Below are 23,190 nucleotides of genomic sequence, written 5' to 3'. Positions count from 1 at the left end.
AAGCATACAGATACATGAAGAACAAAGTCATTACACTCGGTGAGATCCTGTTGCGGCTGTCCACGCCGGGATTTGCCCGGTTTACGCAAGCCGGCAGCTTTCAGGCGCTCTATGCCGGCTCGGAGGCCAACGTGGCGGCATCGCTCAGCCACTTTGGGATACCGTCGGCGCACGTCACCCGCTTCCCCGACAACGATCTGGGCAAGGCCGCTGTACAAACGCTGCGCCGTTACGGCGTCGACACGCAGCACATCGTCTTCGGTCCCGGCCGCATGGCGATATACTTTCTCGAAAACGGATCGATGCAACGCGCCTCGCGGGTGATATACGATCGTTTCGACTCGGCCTTCGCGCACATCGAGCGCGGTATGATCGATTGGGACAACGTCTTTGCCGGTGCCACCTGGTTTCACTGGACAGGCATCACCCCGGCCCTCTCACAAGGCGCTGCCGACGTGTGCTGGGATGCCATCTCCGTCGCGCGCCGTAAAGGCCTGACCGTATCGGGCGACATCAACTACCGCCGCAATCTCTGGCAGTATGGTAAAACGGCACAAGACATTATGCCCGCGCTCATTGCCGGCACGGACATCGTGGTGGCCGGCATCGCCGATATGGAGAACTGCGCCGGTGTTACCGGTGCGACATTCGAAGATGCATGCCGCGCGTTCATGCAGGCATTTCCGCAGGTAAAAAAAATCACCACCACGATCCGTGACTCCGTCAGCTCATCGCATAACCGCCTCACGGGGATCGTGTGGAACGGACAGACCCTCGTGTCGTCGCAGCCGTACGAGCTCACGCACATTGTCGACCGCGTCGGCGGCGGCGATGCCTATATGGCGGGACTGATCTACGGCATGCTGACGCAGAAGAGTGATGCCGACACGGTGGAGTTCGCCACCGCCGCCAGCGCGCTCAAGCATAGCATCGAAGGTGATGTGAACCTGGTAACGGCAGAAGAAGTAGAGGCCCTCGTCAAGGGCGAGAATGTAGGAAAACTATTACGCTAAGCGCATGAAGAAATTCACCCAACAACAGATCATAGACGCCATGGGCCAATCCGGCCTGGTGCCCTTGTTTACGCATGACGACGCCACCCTCGCGCAGGAAGTGATCGAAGCCGCCTATAAAGGAGGTGTACGCGTATTTGAATTTACCAACCGCCGTCCCAACTCGTTTGAGGTCTTCCAGTCCGCGCTGAAGTATTTTGAAAAATACCCCGACCTGATGCTGGGGATCGGCACCGTCATGGATGCCGCCACCACGCGTAAGTTTATCGACGCGGGTGCGCACTTCATCATATCGCCCATTCTCAAACCCGAGATGGCCGCCGTATGCCGCGAGCACAACATGCTGTGGATCCCCGGCTGCGCGACGCTGACCGAGATCGTTACGGCCAAAGAGCTGGGCGCGGGGGTGATCAAAGTATTTCCCGGCTCGGTGCTCGGCCCGGGTTTTGTATCGGCCATCACCCCGGTGGTGCCCGACCTGAAGCTCATGATCACAGGTGGGGTGGAGCCCACGGAAGCAAACATGTCGGCCTGGCTCCAGGCCGGAGCCATGTGTGTAGGGCTGGGGTCACAGCTCTTCACCAAAGACATCATCGCCGGAAGGAACTGGGCGCAGCTCGAACAACAGGTAGCGGCTGCGTTAGGCATCATCCGGAAGATCCGGCAGCGATGACGCAATGCACAGATACCCTCTCGTTATCATAAAAAATACTGAACAACCAAATCCCTTTAACCCCGTGGAAAACCTAAACCAAACCGTAGGGAAATACCGATGGACGATCTGCTCCCTGGTATTTTTTGCTACTACCATCAACTACCTCGACCGGTCGGTGATAAGCCTGCTGAAGATGGAGTTGGCCAGCGAGTTTCATTGGAACGACGGCGACTACGCCGATATCGAGATCGCCTTCAAGGTTGCCTATGCGCTGGGTATGCTCGGCGCCGGCCGCGTCATCGACAAGCTCGGCACCAAGATCGGCTACCTCCTGGCGACCTTCCTGTGGAGCCTTGCCGCCGTTGGACACGCCATTGTACAAAGCACGTTTGGATTTATGGTCGCCCGCGCCGCGCTGGGTGTGACAGAATCCGGCAACTTTCCAGCGGCGATCAAAACCGTGGCAGAGTGGTTCCCCAGGAAAGAGCGGGCCCTCGCCACCGGTATCTTCAACTCGGGGGCCAACATCGGGGCGATCGTTGCGCCGCTCACCGTGCCGTTCATCGCCGCCGCGTGGGGCTGGGAATGGGCCTTTGTGATCACAGGCTCCTTCGGGTTTATCTGGGTGGTCGCCTGGTTTCTGTTATACGAGGTGCCGGCACGCAACAAGAAACTGACAGAAGCCGAGCGTACGTATATCCAGACCGACGAAGAAGCCGGCGTCGTAGAAGCCTCCGATGATAACGCGCCGCGCATATCCTGGTTTAAATTATTGCAATACCGTCAGACGTGGGCCTTCGTGATCGGCAAGTTCCTGACCGATCCCATCTGGTGGTTCTACCTCTTCTGGCTGCCCGACTTCCTCAACAGCGAGTACGGCCTTACGGGTACGGATGTCGCCGTACCGGTAGCCGTGGTATATATGATCTCCACCGTGGGTAGCGTTTGGGGCGGATGGCTGCCACTGCGCTTCATTCGTGGGGGAATGGCTACCTTCAAAGCTCGTAAGACGTCGATGCTGATCTATGCTTTCCTGGTCATGCCCATTGTTTTTGCGCAGCTGCTGGGCTCGATGAATATGTGGTTTGCTGTGCTTATCATAGGGCTTGCTACATCGGCACACCAGGCCTGGAGCGCGAATATTTTTACGACCGTATCCGATATGTTTCCGAAGCGGGCCGTGGGCTCTGTGACGGGTATCGGTGGCATGTGTGGTGGTATTGGCGGGATTTTTCTGACGCTGTTCGTTCAGAAAGATATGTTCGTATACTATCGTGGGATCGGGCAAATTGAAACGGCGTATTATATCATGTTTGCCATTTGTGGCACTACATACTTGCTGGCATGGCTGATCATGCATTTGTTGGTGCCGCGCATGGAGCGGATCAAAGTATAAGATCAAACATCAAAGAAAACGCGGCAGATAAAACGGCCGCGTTTTCTTTATTACCCTACAACTACTAATTTCATCCTCATACCCACTGTGTATGATTCGGATGAACGTAATTTTCAAGCTACTGTTACTTTTCGCTACCCCCATCCTCGCCCAAACGAGCGAAGACCCGGGGTACACCGTCTCCCCGGCGATCGGGCTCCCCGACACCGGCGACCAGAACATCCGTCTCAACCAGATGGGTTTTTACCCTGCCGCCCCAAAAGTCGCGATTGTCGTAACGTCGAAGCCCGTCGCGAGTTTTTATATCGTTCGCCTTCGCGATGAAGCAAAGGTCTTCGAATCGAGCCTGGCCGCGACACGTCCTACCGAGCTCTCCAAAGAACCTACGCGCGCCGCAGACTTCACCACCTTCCAAACCCCGGGCACGTACCGCCTGATAGTACCCGGCGTCGGCACATCCTACGCCTTCACCATTGCCGCCGATGTCCACCGCAGCTTAACCAGAGCCGTCTGGAAAGGCTTCTATTACCAACGCGCATCGATCGCATTGCCCGAGCGTTATGCAAAAGCCTGGCACCGCCCTGCAGGCCATCCCGACGACAGCGTCGTGGTACATCCATCGGCGGCATCACCTGCCCGCCCCGCGGGCACCGTCATCCGATCCCCACGCGGCTGGTACGACGCGGGCGACTATAATAAATATATTGTCAACAGTGGCATCACGATGGGCACGTTGCTTTCGGCGTATGAAGACTATGCAGCTTTGCTCGACATACTCGCGCTCGACATTCCCGAACAAGCCAACACCCTGCCCGACGCCCTCGATGAGATCCTCTGGAACCTTCGGTGGATGCTCACGATGCAAGATCCCGGCGACGGCGGCGTATACCATAAACTCACCAATGCAAAGTTTGACGGCATGATCATGCCCGGGGCGGCCCACGCCCCACGGTATGTCGTGCAAAAAGGCACCGCCGCCACACTCGACTTTGCCGCGGTCATGGCCCAGGCCAGTCGCGTACTACGTCCGTTCAAACAACTGCCCGGGCTGGCCGACTCCTGTCTGCAGGCGGCCGAGCAGGCCTGGCAATGGGCACAACAACATCCACGGGAAATATACGATCAGGCCGCCATCAACAACCGGTTCGATCCGGATATCACGACCGGCGGCTATGGCGACCGTGATCTTACAGACGAGTTTATCTGGGCCGCGGCGGAACTATATACCACCACACAGCAGCTGGAATATATACAGCTGACCCGGCTGTTTCCCGATCGAAAGAATCCCTTGCCAAGCTGGGGCCAGGTGCGGCTGCTGGGCTACTATACATTGGCCCGTCATGCGCAAAGACTGCCGGCCTATCCCGGTAAGGAGAATGTCAACGCACGTATCATCAAGCTCGCCGACGAATTGCTGCGCAATTATGATCATCGATCGTACCGTATGGTGATGGGCGCTACGGCTAAAGACTACATTTGGGGTAGCTCGTCCGTGGCGGCGAATCAGGGCATAGCCTTGATACAGGCGTACCGGCTCACCCAGGACCAGAAATATATCGCAGCGGCCTTGTCAAACCTGGATTACCTGTTGGGCAGGAACAGCACCGGCTACTGTTTTGTGACGGGTTTCGGTTCGCATTCCACACAACATCCGCATCATCGACCGTCGATCGCCGATGGGATAAGACCGCCGGTACCCGGGCTGCTGGCCGGCGGCCCCAATCCCGGCAAGCAAGACAAAGCGGATGGCTGCACGTACGGCCCCGGCACGGAGGCGCCCGACAAAGCATACCTGGATCACGACTGCTCCTATGCCTCTAACGAAATTGCCATCAACTGGAATGCGCCCCTGGCGTACCTGGCGGTAGCCCTGGAAGCGTATTACGCCGGCGAGAAAAAATAACGGGCCACCGTAGAGGTGGCCCGAAGGAAAAAGATCGTACCGGAAGGATTACGCGTCAGCTTCTTCTTTGATGATCACTTGCTCCATGACGTCACCCTGGCGGATGGCGTCGATCACGTCAAGGCCCTCGTACACTTTACCAAATACCGTGTGATTGCGGTCGAGGTGGGAAGTGTTCTGGCGTGAGTGGCAAATAAAGAACTGAGAGCCCCCGGTATTGCGGCCGGCATGGGCCATGGACAGCACACCGCGGTCGTGATATTGATTGTCGCCGGTCAGCTCGCAATCGATTTTATAGCCCGGACCACCACGGCCGGTGCCATCGGGGCAGCCACCCTGGATGACGAAGTTGGGAATCACGCGGTGAAACATCAGACCATTATAAAAGCCTTTCTCGGCCAGCGTAACAAAGTTTTTTACGGTATTGGGGGCGTCCTTCTCGAAGAACCGGATCTTCATAACACCCTTTTTTGTGTGAATTTCTGCTACCTTCATGGTGAATTTTTTTATTGGCGCGCAAGTTAATAGAATAAGAGGGATTTCGGTATGGCGCAGTGCGTAACCCATAAGAAGTGTTTTCCTACCCGGGAGTTTGCGGAGGATGTGCTCATCGAAGCACAAACCACCTACGAGTATGCGGCCGGCACCGGCCCCATTGCCGTCTACCAGTGTGAAGACTGCGGTTATTTCCACCTCACCTCGCGCGGCCCCATGAGCGAGCGCCTGGCCCAATACCTGGCCAATGGCACCATCCGCCGTCAGAAAGAAGCCAACCAATGGCTGGATAAGCTCAAACGAAAGTGAAAGCAATGCCCTGCTGCAATTAATTTTGAGCATGATAAAAGCGCCTTTTGCCTTCCTGAAACGTATCGGACTCGATGGTTTTATCCTGGCGTTGGGCAGCGTCATCCTCCTGGCGTACCTGTGGCCCGCCCCGGGCATTATGAAGCATCCCATATCGCTGGCGACGATAGCCAACTACGGCGTCACGCTGATCTTCTTTTTCTACGGGCTGAAGCTGAGCCCGGGCACACTGAAAGCAAGCCTTGGCAACTGGCGGCTACACACTGTCGTACAGGCGTCTACCTTTATACTTTTTCCACTGGTGGGCTTTGCGATATACTTTGCCGGGGGCACGTGGGGCGAGCCGCTGCTATGGCTCGGAATATTATACGTCACTGTACTGCCTTCTACCGTATCATCGTCTGTTGTGATGGTGTCGATGGCGGGTGGTAATATTCCCGCGGCGATCTTCAACGCCAGTATCTCCGGCTTGCTCGGTGTGATCATCACACCGGTGTTGATGAGCCCGGTATTGGAAAACCAGGTGCACAGCTTTGATGCCGGCGACGTCATCGTCACGTTAGGCATACAGGTGTTGGCACCCGTGTTCCTGGGAATCTTGCTGCACCCCACGCGGATCGGTGCCTGGGCGGTGCGCAAGAGCGCTTCCCTGCGCATCATGGATCAGAGCGTGATCCTGCTGATCGTCTATATATCGTTTTGCGAATCCTTTGCCGGCCGCATGTTCGGCACCCTGCACCTGCCGGCGCTGCTGTTGTTGCTCACGGGCATGGCCACGCTCTTTGCCGTTATATTTATGCTGACCGGTTCTATCAGCCGGTGGATGGGCTTTTCCGATCAGGACCGCATTACCGCGGTATTCTGCGGTACTAAAAAATCCCTGGTGCACGGCACCGTCATGTCCAAGATCCTCTTTGCCGGTATACCGGCCGCGGGCCTGGTACTGCTACCCATCATGGTCTACCATGCTATCCAGCTTATTCTCTCCAGCGTGATCGCCAAACGCATGGCCACGCGTACCACTACGAAGCCGTCAGGCGCGCGGCAGCCTGTCTGATCAGTTCCTGCATATGGGCCGACACCGGTATCTTGCCGGCTTCCTGCAGGCCACGTGGCGACATCTTTTTCATGGTCTTGAAGAGGATGTCGACAACCTTCTCGTCTTCGTGGTGTGACGCGAACTCTTCCAGGTAATATTCAATAAAAACAAGACAGATGACGTCCTCCAGCAGTTGTGTGTCGGTGTTGGTGCGCAATTCTTTTTTTAACAACAGAAATTGTACCTGCTCGATCGTAGCAGCGTCAAAGCCCTGCCGTGTCAGGATCTCGTCGGCAATCTTTGCGTGGTGGCTCTTCTCGGCATTCCGCCATTGCAGGTAGCCTTTCTTATCCATGGCATACGTGTTGCGCGGTATTTCCCACCGGCCGATGTGCTGGCTTCGCGCCGCCAGTCGCACGGCAGCGGATGCATCGGGCTGGAAATCGTTCAGGCGTGCCGTCATGCGCTGCGCGTATAATAATTCTTTGGGATACGGGGTGCCGTCAAACACCTCGCGTGTCGGGTCGTTGGCATTGTACGCATCAAAGGCTGCGAAGGCCTGGGAAAGCTTCTCGGAAATGGACATGGACAAAAATGTGAAATAATTGAATTTTTTTCAATGCCATAGGGGGATTGTGTACATGGGGTGTCATAGGGGCACAACGACATAAACGAAACAAAAAAAATAATCTTCTATAGCGTATGAAAACGAAATTTACAGCAATTCTCGTCGGGCTCCTGGTATGGACTGGTAGCGTTCGTGCACAAGATATCGAAACCGTTTTTCGCGGTGGCAATGGCGTCAGCATCGGCGGGTATGGAGCCCTGTCGAACAAGTTTACAAAGATCCGTGGCGAATATGCCAACTTCGTGGAAGCCTACGGCGGTGTATACCTGAACCATCGCTTCCTGATCGGCATAGGCGGGGGTGCGACCACCAATAACCTGCCCGTGCCGGAGCGCTATAGCGCCATACCCGGCGCCAAGCTAAGCTATGAATATGGTCAATGCGGTCTGGTGACGGAATATGTGATCGGTTCCAATCGCGCTGTACACCTGGTGGCGCACTTATTTACGGGTGCCGGCTTTACCGTGCAATACGATCGCTACCATGATTGGTCGGATGAATACTTTGACGACTTCGATGATCACAACGACGAGAACTGGTTTGTCGTGGCCGAGCCGGCAATCCAGGTAGAGATCAACCTGTTTCGCTGGGCTCGCCTCAGCCCGGGCATTTCCTACCGCACCACGTTTGGCAGCGAGGGCCTTGGTCTTGACGACAGCGACCTGAGCAATATATCGTATAACGCGACACTGAAGTTCGGCCGCTTCTGAGAGCACGTCATTTGAGGGTGGCGACACCTGTGCGCGATGGAGGAGCGCAGTGCACGGTTTGCACAGCCTTCTCTGCCGGTGCAGGTGTTGCCTTTTTCTGTTCCGCTCGTTTCGTAAGCATATAAAGAAGGATCATCAGGCTGATGATCAGAACATACACCAACGCAATGATCGACCGCTTCATTTTCAAATAGCGGTCATGACGGCGCATAAGCTTCCCATAGTTCCGGTGACGTGCTATGTCACCGGGACTGATCCTGTTCTTCCTGAGCCGTATTTCATTCCTTGACATCGTACTTGATCCGTAGGTTAAAATTCTTTCTTAATCTGTCCAGCGCCCGGTAGGTACGCATCTTGGCGCCGCTCTCGGTGATGTCGAGAATGAAGGCAATCTCCTTAAAGTCCTTATCCTCGAAAAAACGCAGCTCCAGTACTTGCAGCATGTCGGTGGGAAGGCTCTTGAGATAAACCAGCAGCTTCTGCAAGATCTCTTCGTCCCACGACTCGTGCGCCTGCTCGATGAGCTCGCGCACGCGCACTTCTTCCAAACTGAAGACGTTGTCGCGTTTTTTCTTGCGGTAGTACTTGTTCACCTCGTTGCTCGCAATGCGATACAACCAGGCCGAAAAAGGCACCCCCCGGAACTCATACCGGGTTACGTTGCGCAGCGCGCTGAGAAAGGTTTGGGAACAGAGATCGGCCGTTACGTCCTCGTCGTCGATCTGTCGGTAGATGAAGTTGAAGATCCGATCAAAATAGCGTTCGTAAAGCTCTCCAAAAGCCCGCGGATTGCGCTTGGATCGTTCGAGGATCGCATACTCTTGTTGTATTTCGGCTTCTGACATACGGTGCAAATACACCCCTATAATGCAAAGAAGGACCGGAAGTCACAAATTATTCATTCCGCAAGGTCTTCACCGGGTTGACCAGCGCTGCCTGCAACGCCTGCACGCCCGCCGTCACGAACGCGATCAGCGTTACTACCAGGAAAGCCAGCACGATAGGCCCGGTGCCCACGGCGGTGCGGTACGCAAATCCCTGCAGCCAGGAGCTCATCAGCCAGTAGGCCAACGGTAACCCCACCACGACGGCGATCAGCACCAGGCGTGTAAAATCTTTGGTGATCAGCAGGACGATGCCCGGCACGGTGGCGCCCATCACCTTGCGGATGCCGATCTCCTTCGTCTTCTGCGCTGCCGAGAAGGCTACCAGGCCGAACAGTCCCATGCATGCAATGGCGATCGCCAGTACGGCAAACGCCGTGCTCACGGTGCCCATGCGTTGCTCGTTCTGATACAAGGCATCATACTCCTGGTCCAGGAAGTGATATTCAAACGGCCGGTGCGGCAGCAGGCGTTGGCAGATCGTTCGTAGCGCCGCCACTTCCTGCTGTATGTCGCGACCCTTTAGTTTTACAAACACGTTGCCATGATAGATCTCTTCCGTGAACAAGACCAGCGGCCCGATCTGGTGTTGCAGCGAGGCGAAATGAAAGTCGCGTACTACGCCCGTTACCGTTCCGCGGCGGCCGTTCAGGTGTACCGGCGTGCCGATGGCCTTTTCGGGGTCGAGGCCCCATTGCTGTAAGGCGTTTTCATTCAGGATGAACGCGTAGGTGGTGTCGTGCGCCAGTTGCTCAAAATCGCCTTCGGTAATATTGCGGCCGGCGACCAGCTCCATGCCGAGCGTCGGGATAAAACCCGGGTCGATCGCCATGGCGGTCACATTCATGCCTTCACGGTCGCTGTCGGTGTGTTTGTTCAGCGAATAGCCGCCGCCGATCAATGTAGGCGACTCCATCGCCCGGCCTACCTGTTGCGAAATGCCCTGTCGTTCTATTTCGGTCTTCAGGGCCGAAAAGACTTGCTGCGTGCGCGCGTCTGCCGTTAGGACGACCACACGCTCTTTGTCAAAGCCCAGCTTCTTATCACGAATGTATGACAGTTGGTGAAGCACAACCAACGTGCCCACGATCAACACGATCGACGCGCAGAACTGAAACACCACCAGTCCCTGCCGCAACCACAGCCCCTTGCCTGAAGTCTTGAAGTTGCCCTTCAGTACTTTTACCGGCGAGAAGCCCGTAATGACCAGCGCCGGGTAGGCACCCGCCAGACAGGCCAGCAAGGTGGTAAAAACAACGGCCATGCCCAGGGCCGCCGGGCGCAGGAACATCGACGCATCAAACGGAACGCCCGTCATGTAGTTAAACAGCGGCAGCGCCAGCCGCGCCAGGATGAAGGCCAGGGCCAGCGCGATCCAGGTAATGACCAGCGACTCGCAGATGAATTGAAGGAACAGTTGAGTGCGCATGGCACCGGCAACCTTGCGCACACCCACTTCGCGGGCCCGGTCGGTAGCACGGGCCGTCGCCAGGTTTATATAGTTGATGCAGGCAATGATCAACACCAGCAAGGCCACAAAACCAAAGATGTATACATACTGCAAATTGCCGACGGGTACCTCTTCGTTGTCCATGTCCGAGCGCAGGCGGATGTCGGGCAGCGGCAGGAAGTTATACCGTACATAGTTGCCCTCTCCCTGTATGTCGCCCGCCACTTCTTTTGCCACCAGCCTGTTGAGTTTGTCCGACAGGGCGGCTACGTCGGCCTGGTCGCGCAGCAGTACATACGTGGTATAGTTGGCGCTCCACCAGATCGGAGGCTCATGCGCCTGCCGCAGCGAAACGAACGACGCGATAAAATCGAACGGCAGCATGGTGTATCCGGGCTGGTCGCGGAGGAGGCCCGTCACCTGGTATTCCTTGCCGTTCACCTGCAGTGTTTTGCCCATCACATCGTCGGTGCCGAAATATTTCTTCGCCATCGACTGTGTAAATACCACAGACTGCGGCTGGGTCAGCGCCTTGTCGGGATTGCCCGCCGCCAGCTCCAGGCCGAAGACTTTAAAGAAAGTGCTGTCGGCGTAGTAGAAATGCTGTTCTTCAAAAAGCTTGTCGCCATGCTGCAGCACAAACGCATTGTCGTCCGATGGATTCGAGAGGCGGACGCCTGCCTCGACCTCCGGAAATTCCCGCACGAGCGTGGGCAGCAGCGCCGTAGGCGACAAGGCGATCTTTGAAACCTGTCCCCCCGCCGCGTATTCCAGCGACACCCGGTGGATCGCCGATGCGCGTGGGTAGAACCGGTCGTACCGCAGCTCGTGCCCGATCCACATCATCAGCAACATGCACGTGGCCAGCCCCAGGCTCAGGCCCAGGATGTTGATGGCCGCGTAGGAGAGGTGCTTGCGAATGGACCGCAGGGCAATGACGAAGTAATTCCTGATCATGATCTTCCGGGGTTAGGGGGAATTAGGTTAAATTATCATTCCGTAAAGTGAGTTATAGATGCGCACAAGCGCCCGGAGGTTGCATGGGAATGGTGCCAAATACCGTAATATTAGGGATAACGGAGTGAATATGAAATGCGTTATTTGTAAGGTGAAGGTCCGTGCAAAGGGATATCTGCCTGGTTTGTTGCTTTTCCTGGTCTCCTGGGGGGCACAGGCGCAGCATGCCAGGTATTCCACGCGAAATTACACGGCCATAGACGGTCTGCCCCAGTCGCAGGTCATGGCCATGCGTGAAGACCAGTACGGCTACCTCTGGATCGCCACGCAGGGTGGTGGTCTGGCCCGCTTCGACGGTCGCGAGTTTAAAGTCTACACCACCCGCGACGGCCTGTTGTCCAACGACATCCTCACCCTGCACATCGACCGCCGCCAGCACCTCTGGATCGTGCACCCCACGGGCATCTCGAAATTCGAAGGCACCACCTTTAAACGCTTTTATAACCCCGACAGCCGCCAGCGCAACAAACACTACATGCGCTACCTGCTGGAACGCGGCGACACGCTCTTTGCCATCAACGCCACGGGCACGCTCGCCAAGATCTACCGCGACACCGTAGTGTATTGGGATAAACCCGCAGTGCCCGGCAAGTCGGTCTGGAAATACATCAAGGCATCCGACGGCACGCACTGTTTTTTCCTCGACGACAATTCGTTCCTGGTCCAGCATGGGCAGCAGTCGTATACGTTTGTTTCCCAGGAGCCTACCGGCAAGATCTATAACGTTTTTCAATACAAAGGGCAGGTATTGTTCAAAAGCGAGCGCGGTCTGTATAAATTGAACTACCGCGACCGGACTGTCGACAAGCTCCCGTGGGACCTTGCCAATTACGTGTTGTTATACGATGAAAAGGATGATATCTTCTGGACCTCCAGCGGGATGAACCTCGTGCGCGAAAAGCTGATCGCGGGTGCGACACGCGGCGACACCATTCTGCACGACATCATCATCAACGAAGTGATCGTCGACTCGGAGGGCAACACCTGGCTGGCCTCTAATGGCAACGGTTTGTACCGATACTCCATGCAGGACTTCCAGCGCACGAACGGTGAGTTTGGCGGCGTCATGGCGATCCTCAACACGCGTGACGGCACGCAATGGTTTGGCTCGATGTACAAAGGCTTGTCGCGCATCCGCCGCGGTGTCGTTAAATCCTTTGCCGATCCGAAAGAACATTATCGCAACGACATCCGAACGATCAAACAGGCAAGCGACGGCACGGTGTGGGTGGGTACGGGCTACGGTCTGGGACGCTACAACGAAGCGACAGATGACTTTACCTGGTACGGACGCAAGGAGGGTTTGGCGGGGTACAGCATTATGTCGCTCGACTTCGACGAAGCGGGCGGAATGTGGGTTGCCACCACCAACGGGTTGTCCTACTACGACGGCAAAAAGTTCCGGAACTATACCGTGGCCGACGGACTGGCCTCCAATTCGGTCCGTTATGTATATTATTCACGCTATCACAAGTCGGTTTTTGTCAGCAACGATGTAAACGGTTTGCAGCGGCTTCGCGACAACGACCGTTTCGAGCCCGTGTCCATCCCGGGCTTTCGTCACACCGCCGCCTTTGGCATACAGCCTTACCGCGACTCGCTGCTGATACTCGCCTCGGGTGGCGCCGGTGTGGTGATCGCAGACCCCGTCCATGGTCAGTCACACTTTCTTTCCATGGAAGAGGGGCTCGCATCGGACTTCATTTATTTTGTTACCGAAGACGAGCACAGGAATATCTGGGTCGGTAGCGAAAAAGGTATCAACCGGGTGAAGCTCAACGCGCAGTTTGAAATGGTGCAAAACCTGTACTACGGCTATGACAACGGACTGCTCGGTGTTGAGACAAACTCGAACGCTTTCGACCTCACACCGCAGGGAAAGTATTTCGGTCTGGTAGACGGCCTGTATCAATATAACGACATGAGCGACAAGCCCTGGCGCTCATTCGATCTGCACCTCACGTCGGTACAGGTCTTTTACGGCGAATACTCGCCGTTGCAATATGCCGCCTCCAGCGAAGGGTTTTTTAACATACCGGTCAATCCGCAGTTTCCGCCAGACCGCAATCACCTTACGTTTACATTCAACCGTGTGGACAAGCGTTACCCCAAGTCGGTAAAGTTTCAATACTATCTCGAGAACTTCGACAAGAAGTGGTCGCGACCTTCGTCCATCGGCCAGGTAACATACAGCAACCTGCCGCCCGGCAACTACGTGCTGCACGTCATGAGCACCGATAAGCACGGCAGCTGGGGCCAGGTGCGCATCAACTATCCGTTCTCCGTCAAGGCTCCCTTCTACCAGACTGCGGCGTTTATCGTCGGTGCATTCATCTTGCTGGCGGGTGTCGTCACGCTGGTATTGTACCTGCGTGTAAAACAACGTGTCAACAAAATGATCATGCTGGAGCGCATCCGCATCCGTGAGCAGGAGAACCTCCGGAAGGAGATCGCCCGCGACTTTCACGACGAGATGGGCAACCAGCTTACACGCATCATCAACTATGTAAGCCTGCTCAAACTCAACAGCAATGGCAACGGCACGGGCAATACCAATGACCTGTACACCAAAGTAGAAAACTCGGCCAAGTATCTATATACGGGTACGCGCGACTTCATCTGGTCTATTGACCCCGTCAACGACGAGCTGTCCAAGCTGTTCATTCACATCCGCGACTTTGGCGAAAAGCTGTTTGAGGAAAAGTCGATTCAGTTCCGGGCGTTCAACGAGGTACGCGAAAAGATCAAGCTGCCCTACGGCTTCAGCCGCGACGCCAACCTCATTTTCAAAGAGGTCATGACCAACGCCTTCAAATACTCGCAGGCTAACAACGTCACGCTGTCGCTCACACGTGCCGGCGACGACCGGTTCGAGCTCTTTGTAGAGGACGACGGCATCGGCTTTACGATCGGGGAAGCACAAAAAACGAATGGTCTTCAAAATATTCGCGATAGGGCCGACAAGATCGGGTCTGTTTTACGTATAAACAGCGAACCGGGCCAAGGCACCCGCATCGCGCTAACCTTCAAAATCACCAAAAAACCGCATTATGGCATTACCCTTTAAAAAACGCGTTCTGCTGATCGAAGATGATCAGGAGATCCGAAACAGCTTCAACCTGATCGTGAACAGCTCGCAGAAGTTTATGGTAGTCAATGCCTATGGCAGCTGCGAAGACGCCATCGAAAATATCAACCGCGACAAGCCCGAGATTGTCCTCATGGACATCGAGCTGCCCGGCATCAACGGCATACAGGGGGCCAAGATCATTAAGGAAAAGTACCCGCACATCGATATCGTCATGGTAACGGTGTACGAAGACAGCGAGCTGGTCTTTGAAGCGCTGAAGGCAGGGGCTTCCGGCTACATCACGAAGAGCGCGAACTACATGGAGCTGCTGGCGGCACTGGAGGAGATCGTCAAGGGCGGTGCGCCGATGAGCAGCCGCATTGCGCGCATGGTGATCGATAACTTTCACGTAAATCCCAACTCGCCGCTCACCCGTCGCGAGACCGAAATTTTACAATTGATCTCCGAAGGCAAGACCTACACGCAGATCTCCGAAGAGCTGTTCATCTCGAAGGAAACGGCAAAGACACACATAAAGAACATCTACTCCAAGCTGCAGGTGAACAGCAAGTCGGAGGCGATCGCCAAAGCAAACCTGGAAAAACTGATTTAGCCAAATAAAATTTTTTTCGTCGTCAACGTTTCCAAACGGCATTGTCATAAAAATTATGACGCCTACCGGTTTATGTGGGAACACAGCGCGCTTTCTAAAATCAACCTTTCCGGGGGATGGAATTTTGTGCGCAGCACACCAATTTTACCACACGATCCTACCTCGTCACGAAAGAGAAATTTATTCATAAGTTTAGGTTAATGGAGAAAATTTCGGCAGGATCCGCCCCTCAGATGGAGGGGCTTTTTTTTGCCCATAGAATAAGCCGTTAAATACTTACCCCAAATGGTGGTATAGCTGCATCAATAATATACCCTTTCCTTCGTCATTCTTTTCCCTCGTGCTTTTGGGAGTTTTGAAAGAGTAACATACCGGTAATCCTTGCATAACGATTTTACCGGTATGGGGTCAATTAAATTCATTAACCTAACAAGTATGAGGAAATCTTTACTAATTGGGTTCCTTTGTCTGCTGCATGTAAGTGTAGTGTGGGCACAGGAACGAACCGTTACCGGCAAGGTAACAGGAGCAGAAGACGGTTCAACGCTTCCCGGCGTGAACGTCTTGCTGAAGGGTACTACAAACGGTACCACAACTGACGTAAACGGGGTCTATACACTCACCATCCCCGCTACCGGTGGCACGCTGACATTCTCTTTCATCGGCTTGATCACACAAGAGATCGAAGTCGGCCAGCGTTCTGTGATCGACGTAGCCATGAACCAGGACATGACGCAACTCAGCGAAGTGGTTGTTACCGCCCTCGGCGTGGAACGCAGCCAGGCCGCCCTGGGGTATTCGGCATCCACGGTCAGCAGCAAAGAAGTATCACAAGGACGTTCCTTCAGCCCCATCAACGCGCTGCAAGGTAAAGTTGCCGGTGTGATCGTAAACTCTTCTTCGGGTCAGCCCGGTGCTGCGACGTTTGTCACCATTCGCGGTGTAAACTCCATCGGGGGTAACAACAACCCACTGTACGTTATTGACGGTGTGCCGATCAACAACGGTTTTAACAACTTCACTTCCGACAACAACAACGCCAACCGCCAGCAGGACTTTGGTAACCGTGCCAACGATATCAACCCCGACGATATTGAGTCTGTTACGGTGCTGAAAAGCGCCTCGGCTACCGCCCTCTACGGTTCGCGTGCCGCCAACGGTGTGATCGTGATCACCACCAAAAAAGGTAAGACCGGCGACCGCCTGCGTGTAAACGTGAGCAGCTCGGCTACCTTCAGCACGCCGCTGCGCCTGCCGGAAGTACAGCAGGAGTTTGGTCAGGGCTGGAACGGTATCAACGACCTGACACAAAACGGAAGCTGGGGGCCGAAATTCGACGGCCGCACCCGCATTTGGGGTAACGTGGTCGACAACTCTCAGTTGATCAAACCCTATGTGGCGTTGGAAGACAACATCCGCGATTTCTACGATGTCGGTACAGCCTTCATGAACACCGTCTCGGTGAGCGGTGGTACAGACAAGCTGACGTACTACTTCTCGTATGGTAATACGTCGGAAGACGGTATCATTCCCACGGATGCCGATTCGTACAAACGCAATACGTTTTCCTTCCGCGGTTCTTACACCGGCAAGAAGCTGAGCGTATCGTCGTCGATCAACTACTTCCTCAAAAATGCCAAAGCCGTAACGGTAGGGCAGGGGGCAAACGGTGCGACGTTGTTCCAGGAAATGATCCAGATCCCCAACGATCTCAGCGTGGTGGACATGAAGGATTACAACAACAAGTTCTACAACCTGGACAACTTCTATACGCCATATAACCAGAATCCCTGGTTCGTACTGAAAGAAAATGGTAACGACTTTGTCGAAAACCGTATTCAGGGTAACCTCAATTTCGATTATCACTTTACCGATTGGTTCAGCGCAAAATGGCGCATCGGTACCGACGTAGCCAACTCGCAGGTAAAAGACTGGATCGCTATTGCAACATTCAACAACGAAGGCTATAACGCCAGCGAGATCGACGTGCCGGGTACAGTGTTTAACCGTTCGCGCTACTCGCGCGAGGTAAACAGCGATCTCATTCTTTCGTTCAATAAGAAGATCTCTTCCGATCTCAACTTCGACGGCTTCGTTGGTCACAACGTAAACCAGCGTGGTCAGGATGATTATGATGCCTACGCCAGCAACCTGAGCGTTCCGCGCTTTTATGTGCTGGCCAACAGTGCCAACCCGCCGACCATTATCACAAACACCACACTGCGCCGGTTGGTAGGTGTATATGCACAAGCTTCACTGTCGTATAAAGATTACCTGTACTTCAGCGCCTCGGCCCGTAACGACTGGTCGTCTACATTGCCCAAAGGCAACAACTCGTACTTCTACGGCGGTGCCAACGCCAGCCTGGTGTTCTCAGACGCCTTTGCGTCGCTCGGCGGTGGTCCGCTTTCTTTTGGTAAGGTGCGTGTAGCCGTGGGGCAAACAGGTCGTGATGCCGACCCGTACGGGGTTTATAACGTCTTTGTACCGAGCACGGTACAGCTGTCGTTTGGCGAGCTTCGCTTCCCGTTGAAGGGTATCAATGCGTTCGAAGTATCGAACCAGTTGGGTAACCCCAACCTGAAGCCTGAGATCACCACGGAAGTGGAAGTAGGTACCGAGTTGAAGTTCTTCCAGAACCGTCTCGGCATCGACCTGACGCTGTATAACAAAAACACCAAAGACCAGATCCTGCCTGTGCAGGTAGCCAACTCGACGGGCTATACCACATACTTCAACAACCTGGGTAAAGTACAAAACAAGGGCCTCGAGTTGTTGGTAAGCGTAACACCGGTCGAAATCGGTGACTTCAGCTGGACAGTGACAAGCAACTGGACATTTAACCGCAACAAGGTTATTGCCCTCGCGGATGGTCTGGATGAGTTCCTGATCAACAGCATCTATGGTATCGACTTCGTAGCGGCAAAAGGCCGTCCCGTGGGTGCCTATAAAGCCGTTGATTACGCCCGTGATCCGAACGGACACATCATCGTAAACGCACAAGGTATTCCGACGGCGTCCGCCGAAAAAGGATTCATCGGTAACATGCAGCCCGACTTCGTGACCGGTCTGAGCAACCAGTTCATCTACAAAGGCCTGAGCCTGGCGTTCACCTTCGACTACCGTCGCGGTGGCGACATGTACTCCTACACGAAGCGCCTGATGGAATTCGTGGGTAACTCGACCAACACCCTGTACAATGACCGCAAGCCGTTTATCGTGCCGAACTCGGTGAAGCAGGTTGGTACGGACGACGCCCCGGTATATGTAGAAAACGATATTCCGGTCAACGTCAACAATTTCTCGGAGTACATGAACTCCTCTACGAACCTGTACCAGGAACGTGGTCATGTGCTGGACAGAACCTTTGTTAAATTGCGCGAAGTCGTGTTGAGCTACAACCTGCCGTCGTCGTTGCTGCAAAGCACGCCGATCACCAGCCTCAACGTGAGCCTGGTGGGCAGAAACCTGTTCCTGTGGACTCCTTCGTCCAACAACATCGTCGATCCGGAGATCACCGGTTACAACGGCTCGCAAGTGAGCGCGTTCTCGGGTGAGTTCGCCGTAGGCCCTACTGTGAGAAGCTATGGTATCAGCCTGAAAGCCGGATTCTAAACATTAGACAGATTACGATCATGAAAAAGATAGCGATATTCTTAACGGCATGTACTGCCGCGCTCGCGTCCTGCAGCGATTTTCTGGACGTGAATGAAGATCCGAACAACGCACCTACCAATACCCCTGCATTGGCTTTGCCGGCAGGGATCGCGTCAGCCGGTGCACGGCTGGGCAGCAACTACAACATCATGGGTGGCATGTGGGTTCAGTATTGGGCGCAGAACAACGGCTCGAACCAATATAAGAACTTCGATGCCTACATCGTTCAGCAGTCTACGCTGAACCCGGATTTCAACGAGCTCTATAGCGGCTCCCTGCGGGATCTGGAATATGCCCGGACAGAGTCTAAAAAGACTGGCGACTGGAACATATACCTCATGAGCACGGTGATGCAGAGCTATGTATACCAGATGCTGGCCGATATTTATGATGAAATTCCGTTCGACGAAGCCCTCCAGGGAAATGTTGTTCAACACCCGCATTTCCGGCCTGGACAGCAGGTATACGATTCGCTTATTGTGCGCATCGATGACGCGCTGGGCAGGGACTTTGACGCAAGCACCAATACCGATCCCGGCAAGCAAGACCTGCTGTTTAGTGGAGATGTAGATCGGTGGATTCAATTTGCCAATACCCTGAAGCTGAAAATCTACCTGCGCCAGATTTATGCCCGTCCTGCGGTAGCGCAGAGCGGCATCGAAGCGCTGTATACCGGGGGCGCGAATTTCCTTACGACGAGCGCGACCATGTCGCAATTCGACAATGTAGAGAACAAGAGCAATCCGCTCTACGAAGCTGACCGACGCAAATTGAATACCGGTGAAAATATCAAAGCCAGCAAGACCTTCATGGACTTTTTGACGATCAATGACGATACGCTGCGCAGAGAGAAACTGTTCAACGAAGGCGCTAAAGGTTTCAGAGGCATTGAGCAGGGTAACTTCGGAGCCTCTACGGTTCAGATCGTTCCGAACGATATCTCTACAGCGATGATCGGTCCCACCGATACCCTGTATTTCATGTCGTTGTCGGAGGTACTCTTCCTGCAGGCCGAAGTAGCGGCTCGCGGCATGGGCCCCGGCACGGGCGCTGCCCAGGGATTGTATGAAACCGGTATTCAAGTAGCCTTCGAGCGACTGGGTATTGCGACAGGTGCAGAAGATTATTATGACGGAGGTCCTTACGACTATCCCAACGGCACCCTGGAAGAGAACCTGAAAGCCATTGCCGTACAGAAGTGGGCGGCCCTGGCCGGCATCGAAGGCCTGGAAGCGTTCTTCGAACGCAACCGTCTGGGTTACCCGGAGTTCAAAGGTCTTAACTATGATGACGAAGGCTACGAGCCGGGCGACCTGGTATACCCCATTGGTGGTGTGACCGGCGTAGGGAACTATCCGAAACGCCTGTTGTTCCCCGAGACGGAACGCAACAGAAACCCCAATACGCCGCCGCAGGTGCCGATTACAACCAAAGTTTGGTGGGATAAGAAGTAGCGTAATCACAATTAACGACAACAACAATGAAACATAGATTCTATATAGTTTCGGCCTTATTCCTGGCGGTGGCGCTCCTGTACGGATGCGACGAAGAATCGACAGGAGGAGTATCGAAAATAACATACTATGCCGAGATAACATTGACCGGTGATCAGTGGAACAGCATTCCGCAAGGAGGAACCTGGACAGAACCCGGCGTGAAAGCAACCGAAGAAGGTGCGGAGATCGAAGTTACAACCGGTGGAGACGTAGTGAATCCCAATGTACCCGGTGTGTATGTCATCGAATATACCGCTGTGAACAGAGACGGTTTTCCGGCTACGCAATATCGGTATGTAGGCGTGATCTCGCCGGACGTCGCCGGCAGCGACCTGACCGGTAAGTATAAGCGCGATGCGGGTGACCAGGGCATTTCGACGGTGACAAAGGTAGCAGGCAAGGCGAACTTGTATCAAACCGATAACATCGGTGGTGTAAAAGAGCCGGGTCCTGCAACTACGGTTAACTTTTATCACTATGCGCCCGGCGTGTTAGGTGTACCGTATCAGTTAGTAGCGGGCAATCCGTTCTATGCACAGAATGCTACCGTAGAGGCAGATGGTTCGGCCTATCACTGGGTTGTGATCAACCCCGGTTACGGCACTGCGCTTAGAAACTTTAATAAACAAAAATAGACTTTCAATTGAATCGCAATATGAAAAAGATACTAATAGGAACGTTCCTGGCAGCGTTTTCGGGCATGGTTCTGTTGAGCTGTGATTCTGATGATCCGAGCATCGGACGCACCGCAGGACAAGAAATAGCCGGGGAGTGGTGGGTAACCTACTCGGTGGACGGCGAAGATGCAGGGGGTGGCTATTCCGAGATCATTACCTCGAACACCGCGGCTAACGTCAACACCGAAATGCTTCTTTCTGACTTTGTCAATCCGACCGCCGCCGGGGGGAATTTCTGGACGTATAAAATTAAGACTCAGATCGACCCTACGTCGAAGAAGTTTTCGGCTGACGAGGTGACCAGCACGGCTACTCCGGGTGGCGAGCTGTACGACATCAAAGTCAACGTCCTCAACGGTCAAATCTTTATCGATGGCGGTAAATCCAGAACTGGTGTAAAAACGGACAGCATCTATTTCGAGATCCAGTTCGAAGATGATACAACGCCGTTCGCTACAACCTTTGTCGTGCAAGGTCATCGACGCACCGGCTTCACAGAAGACGATTTTTAGTCAATCGACATAAACCATTTGATTGTTTTAACATAAAAGGGGCTATATTTCGGCCCCTTTTTTAATACCTAACATATGCGGTTTATAGCAGCTTTTCTCTTTACTATTCCCGTCCTGACAACGTTTGCCCAGGGCGACATGCGCGCCGATCGCGTCGTAGACCGCACTTCCGGTGGTTATAACGAATTCCAACCCAAACCCGAAAAGATCGAAAGCGTCTACCTGCAGGATGATTGGACCTATGGTACCCTCATGCTGCTGTCAGGTGATACCCTCAAAGACCTATCACTGAAATACGACGTTAAAAATAGCTTGCTCGAGATCAACACCGACGCCGGAATCAAGGTTGCCAGTCTTTCCAAGATCAAAGGTTTCGAGCTTGCCGTGGTGCCTCGCAAACAGCTCTTTTTAAATGCCAATCGCCAGCAGGTACCAGGCCTCACCGGCCTGGTCGAAGTGTTGGCTACAGGTAAAACGTCACTCTATGCAAAGCCTTCGGTAGACATTATCGCAGGTAATTACAATGCAGCGCTGGACGTTGGTAGCCGTGGTGACAAAGCCGTGAAGAAAGAAGATTTGTTTTTAGTGAGAGATGGCCAGGCGACGAATGTGACCAGGGCCGGAAAGAAGGTTGTAGATAATTTTCAAGGACGCGAAGACCAGATCGAAAAATATGCTAAGGACAATCGTCTTTCGTATAAAAAGAAAGAAGACCTCGCGAAGATTGTACGTTTTGCTAACGAAAATTAGGCAAGGCAGTTTGCGGTGTCCCATTTTTTAAAGCCACGAGTTAACCCTCGTGGTTTTTTTGTTGAAAAACCGTCATCTGATCAGGTGAGAAACCGTAAATGGCAACCTGTGGAAAAAGTCCGTCTGCAAACGGAAAACGGACAAAGATCATTCTGCTCGCAAACGATCGACTACTTTTTTACACTATTTAGCCACCGAAGCGAATCGGATATTATGTAATATTGACACGCAGATGTGTGTAATCTTTTATGGCGATGCAACGTTGCCGTTAGATTGCGACAAATCAGGTTATATTAATTGTTTGATGTCTGCATTGTAATTGCTCTGTCAACGCTACCGATAATAATTCATATGAATAAGACTATCCTCGTGCTTCTGCTGTGCATATGTTGCAAAACATGGGCGCAAGTTGAACCCCAGGTGAATCTGGCTTCGGGTACAGCGATGTTGAACATCCCATTGTATACAATTGGGGATGGTGATCTTAAAATTCCGTTGGCGCTTACATATGTCGGGCAAGCGATCCCGATAGGCACAACCGGTGAGTGGGTCGGTCATAAGGAGGCGAATGAAAAAAATAGCTGTGAATAATGCAAAAAAAAACAATGAATAGATACAAGGTTTTTCTATTATTTGTCCTTTTCTCAGTCTTTCTGTTTTTGATTATAAGATATTTTGCTGGGATTGTCTATGTCTCTGACATTAGTAACGATTTGGTCGGCCAATTCACCGATGTGATCGACGTTTTGATTGAATCGATGGCAATATACTTGGTAGTTTTGATAACAACGGCGGTTATTGGATTTTTGGTGTCAAGATCTATGGGCAAACTTGAATTTGCTATTGGTTTTAAACTGTCGTTGCTGTTTTGCGGCCTTTTGGTAATACTCTATTTGATAACGGTTTCTGCTCTTAG

General features: G+C 53.6%; 19 protein-coding genes. 14 read left to right on the top strand and 5 right to left on the bottom strand.

Translation table 11 applies throughout. The features are described 5' to 3' along the window. Positions 1–14 precede the first annotated feature (14 nt). The 4 genes from KK078_RS04405 (at position 15) to KK078_RS04390 (ending at position 4,967) form a co-directional block, all read left to right on the top strand. Entirely contained in the window at positions 15–1,013 is a 999-nt protein-coding gene (locus KK078_RS04405) for a sugar kinase (RefSeq protein ID WP_254089036.1), read from the top strand. A gap of 4 nt (positions 1,014–1,017) precedes the next feature. After that, a complete protein-coding gene (locus tag KK078_RS04400) occupies positions 1,018–1,686 on the top strand; it encodes a bifunctional 4-hydroxy-2-oxoglutarate aldolase/2-dehydro-3-deoxy-phosphogluconate aldolase (RefSeq protein ID WP_254089035.1) in 669 nt (222 codons plus the stop codon). 64 nt (positions 1,687–1,750) lie between these two features. Further along, on the top strand, positions 1,751–3,064 hold the full coding sequence (locus tag KK078_RS04395; protein ID WP_254089034.1) for an MFS transporter: 1,314 nt from the start codon (positions 1,751–1,753) through the stop codon (positions 3,062–3,064). A gap of 91 nt (positions 3,065–3,155) precedes the next feature. After that, positions 3,156–4,967 (top strand): glycoside hydrolase family 9 protein, encoded by a 1,812-nt coding sequence (locus KK078_RS04390; RefSeq protein WP_254089033.1) that lies wholly within the window; start codon positions 3,156–3,158, stop codon positions 4,965–4,967. Positions 4,968–5,015: 48 nt separating this feature from the next. Here KK078_RS04390 and KK078_RS04385 read toward each other — a convergent pair whose 3' ends face one another. Next, the gene (locus tag KK078_RS04385) at positions 5,016–5,462 is read right to left on the bottom strand and encodes a peptidylprolyl isomerase (RefSeq protein WP_254089032.1); all 447 of its coding nucleotides are present in this window, start codon (positions 5,460–5,462) and stop codon (positions 5,016–5,018) included. Positions 5,463–5,513: 51 nt separating this feature from the next. Here KK078_RS04385 and KK078_RS04380 point away from each other — a divergent pair, with 51 nt between their 5' ends. Together KK078_RS04380 and KK078_RS04375 are read left to right on the top strand one after the other, a co-directional pair. After that, positions 5,514–5,771, top strand: a complete 258-nt coding sequence (locus KK078_RS04380) for a hypothetical protein (RefSeq protein ID WP_254089031.1) — start codon at positions 5,514–5,516, stop codon at positions 5,769–5,771. Positions 5,772–5,802: 31 nt separating this feature from the next. After that, positions 5,803–6,828 carry a bile acid:sodium symporter family protein gene (locus KK078_RS04375; RefSeq protein WP_254089030.1) on the top strand — a complete coding sequence of 342 codons (1,026 nt, stop codon included), beginning with the start codon at positions 5,803–5,805 and terminating at the stop codon, positions 6,826–6,828. Here KK078_RS04375 and KK078_RS04370 read toward each other — a convergent pair. Continuing rightward, on the bottom strand, positions 6,794–7,396 hold the full coding sequence (locus tag KK078_RS04370) for a DUF4202 domain-containing protein (protein WP_254089029.1): 603 nt from the start codon (positions 7,394–7,396) through the stop codon (positions 6,794–6,796). The two genes, KK078_RS04375 and KK078_RS04370, sit on opposite strands and share 35 nt — an antisense overlap. Before the next feature lie 116 nt (positions 7,397–7,512). On the opposite strand from KK078_RS04370, the gene KK078_RS04365 reads away from it, so the two are divergent. Beyond that, positions 7,513–8,148, top strand: a complete 636-nt coding sequence (locus tag KK078_RS04365; RefSeq protein ID WP_254089028.1) for a hypothetical protein — start codon at positions 7,513–7,515, stop codon at positions 8,146–8,148. A gap of 7 nt (positions 8,149–8,155) precedes the next feature. Here KK078_RS04365 and KK078_RS04360 read toward each other — a convergent pair whose 3' ends face one another. The 3 genes from KK078_RS04360 to KK078_RS04350 are packed head-to-tail and all read right to left on the bottom strand — an operon-like array spanning position 8,156 to position 11,439. After that, entirely contained in the window at positions 8,156–8,440 is a 285-nt protein-coding gene (locus KK078_RS04360) for a hypothetical protein (protein WP_254089027.1), read from the bottom strand. After that, the gene (locus KK078_RS04355) at positions 8,427–8,993 is read right to left on the bottom strand and encodes an RNA polymerase sigma factor (protein WP_254089026.1); all 567 of its coding nucleotides are present in this window, start codon (positions 8,991–8,993) and stop codon (positions 8,427–8,429) included. The genes KK078_RS04360 and KK078_RS04355 overlap by 14 nt, the downstream gene beginning before the upstream one ends. Before the next feature lie 49 nt (positions 8,994–9,042). After that, positions 9,043–11,439 (bottom strand): ABC transporter permease, encoded by a 2,397-nt coding sequence (locus KK078_RS04350; protein ID WP_254089025.1) that lies wholly within the window; start codon positions 11,437–11,439, stop codon positions 9,043–9,045. A 130-nt stretch (positions 11,440–11,569) separates the two neighbouring features. On the opposite strand from KK078_RS04350, the gene KK078_RS04345 reads away from it, so the two are divergent. From KK078_RS04345 to KK078_RS04315, 7 genes are all read left to right on the top strand, one after another. Beyond that, a complete protein-coding gene (locus KK078_RS04345; RefSeq protein WP_254089024.1) occupies positions 11,570–14,566 on the top strand; it encodes a ligand-binding sensor domain-containing protein in 2,997 nt (998 codons plus the stop codon). Next, positions 14,550–15,182, top strand: coding sequence for a response regulator transcription factor (locus tag KK078_RS04340; RefSeq protein ID WP_254089023.1), 633 nt, complete (start codon positions 14,550–14,552; stop codon positions 15,180–15,182). The genes KK078_RS04345 and KK078_RS04340 overlap by 17 nt, the downstream gene beginning before the upstream one ends. A gap of 435 nt (positions 15,183–15,617) precedes the next feature. Continuing rightward, entirely contained in the window at positions 15,618–18,797 is a 3,180-nt protein-coding gene (locus tag KK078_RS04335) for a SusC/RagA family TonB-linked outer membrane protein (protein ID WP_254089022.1), read from the top strand. A 20-nt stretch (positions 18,798–18,817) separates the two neighbouring features. Further along, entirely contained in the window at positions 18,818–20,293 is a 1,476-nt protein-coding gene (locus KK078_RS04330) for a SusD/RagB family nutrient-binding outer membrane lipoprotein (protein ID WP_254089021.1), read from the top strand. A 26-nt stretch (positions 20,294–20,319) separates the two neighbouring features. Then, the gene (locus KK078_RS04325) at positions 20,320–20,970 is read left to right on the top strand and encodes an immunoglobulin-like domain-containing protein (protein WP_254089020.1); all 651 of its coding nucleotides are present in this window, start codon (positions 20,320–20,322) and stop codon (positions 20,968–20,970) included. Positions 20,971–20,990: 20 nt separating this feature from the next. Next, complete coding sequence (locus KK078_RS04320) at positions 20,991–21,524, top strand: lipid-binding protein (RefSeq protein WP_254089019.1); 534 nt, start codon at positions 20,991–20,993, stop codon at positions 21,522–21,524. 75 nt (positions 21,525–21,599) lie between these two features. After that, the gene (locus tag KK078_RS04315) at positions 21,600–22,274 is read left to right on the top strand and encodes a hypothetical protein (protein WP_254089018.1); all 675 of its coding nucleotides are present in this window, start codon (positions 21,600–21,602) and stop codon (positions 22,272–22,274) included. The last annotated feature ends 916 nt before the right edge of the window (positions 22,275–23,190 follow it).

The organism is Dawidia soli (assembly GCF_018598185.1).
Classification (GTDB): domain Bacteria; phylum Bacteroidota; class Bacteroidia; order Cytophagales; family Cyclobacteriaceae; genus Ohtaekwangia; species Ohtaekwangia soli.
Note: the sequence above shows the minus strand (reverse complement) of the source record. Positions and strands in the feature narration are given on the sequence as shown.

Bases quoted from the DNA above. Each gene is read 5' to 3' on its own strand.
- KK078_RS04365 (WP_254089028.1), top strand. From the start codon at position 7,513: ATGAAAACGAAATTTACAGCAATTCTCGTCGGGCTCCTGGTATGGACT.
- KK078_RS04335 (WP_254089022.1), top strand. From the start codon at position 15,618: ATGAGGAAATCTTTACTAATTGGGTTCCTTTGTCTGCTGCATGTAAGT.
- KK078_RS04350 (WP_254089025.1), bottom strand. From the start codon at position 11,439: ATGATCAGGAATTACTTCGTCATTGCCCTGCGGTCCATTCGCAAGCAC.
- KK078_RS04325 (WP_254089020.1), top strand. From the start codon at position 20,320: ATGAAACATAGATTCTATATAGTTTCGGCCTTATTCCTGGCGGTGGCG.
- KK078_RS04400 (WP_254089035.1), top strand. From the start codon at position 1,018: ATGAAGAAATTCACCCAACAACAGATCATAGACGCCATGGGCCAATCC.
- KK078_RS04405 (WP_254089036.1), top strand. From the start codon at position 15: ATGAAGAACAAAGTCATTACACTCGGTGAGATCCTGTTGCGGCTGTCC.
- KK078_RS04380 (WP_254089031.1), top strand. From the start codon at position 5,514: ATGGCGCAGTGCGTAACCCATAAGAAGTGTTTTCCTACCCGGGAGTTT.
- KK078_RS04370 (WP_254089029.1), bottom strand. From the start codon at position 7,396: ATGTCCATTTCCGAGAAGCTTTCCCAGGCCTTCGCAGCCTTTGATGCG.
- KK078_RS04330 (WP_254089021.1), top strand. From the start codon at position 18,818: ATGAAAAAGATAGCGATATTCTTAACGGCATGTACTGCCGCGCTCGCG.
- KK078_RS04385 (WP_254089032.1), bottom strand. From the start codon at position 5,462: ATGAAGGTAGCAGAAATTCACACAAAAAAGGGTGTTATGAAGATCCGG.
- KK078_RS04355 (WP_254089026.1), bottom strand. From the start codon at position 8,993: ATGTCAGAAGCCGAAATACAACAAGAGTATGCGATCCTCGAACGATCC.
- KK078_RS04345 (WP_254089024.1), top strand. From the start codon at position 11,570: ATGAAATGCGTTATTTGTAAGGTGAAGGTCCGTGCAAAGGGATATCTG.
- KK078_RS04320 (WP_254089019.1), top strand. From the start codon at position 20,991: ATGAAAAAGATACTAATAGGAACGTTCCTGGCAGCGTTTTCGGGCATG.
- KK078_RS04315 (WP_254089018.1), top strand. From the start codon at position 21,600: ATGCGGTTTATAGCAGCTTTTCTCTTTACTATTCCCGTCCTGACAACG.
- KK078_RS04390 (WP_254089033.1), top strand. From the start codon at position 3,156: ATGATTCGGATGAACGTAATTTTCAAGCTACTGTTACTTTTCGCTACC.
- KK078_RS04340 (WP_254089023.1), top strand. From the start codon at position 14,550: ATGGCATTACCCTTTAAAAAACGCGTTCTGCTGATCGAAGATGATCAG.
- KK078_RS04360 (WP_254089027.1), bottom strand. From the start codon at position 8,440: ATGTCAAGGAATGAAATACGGCTCAGGAAGAACAGGATCAGTCCCGGT.
- KK078_RS04375 (WP_254089030.1), top strand. From the start codon at position 5,803: ATGATAAAAGCGCCTTTTGCCTTCCTGAAACGTATCGGACTCGATGGT.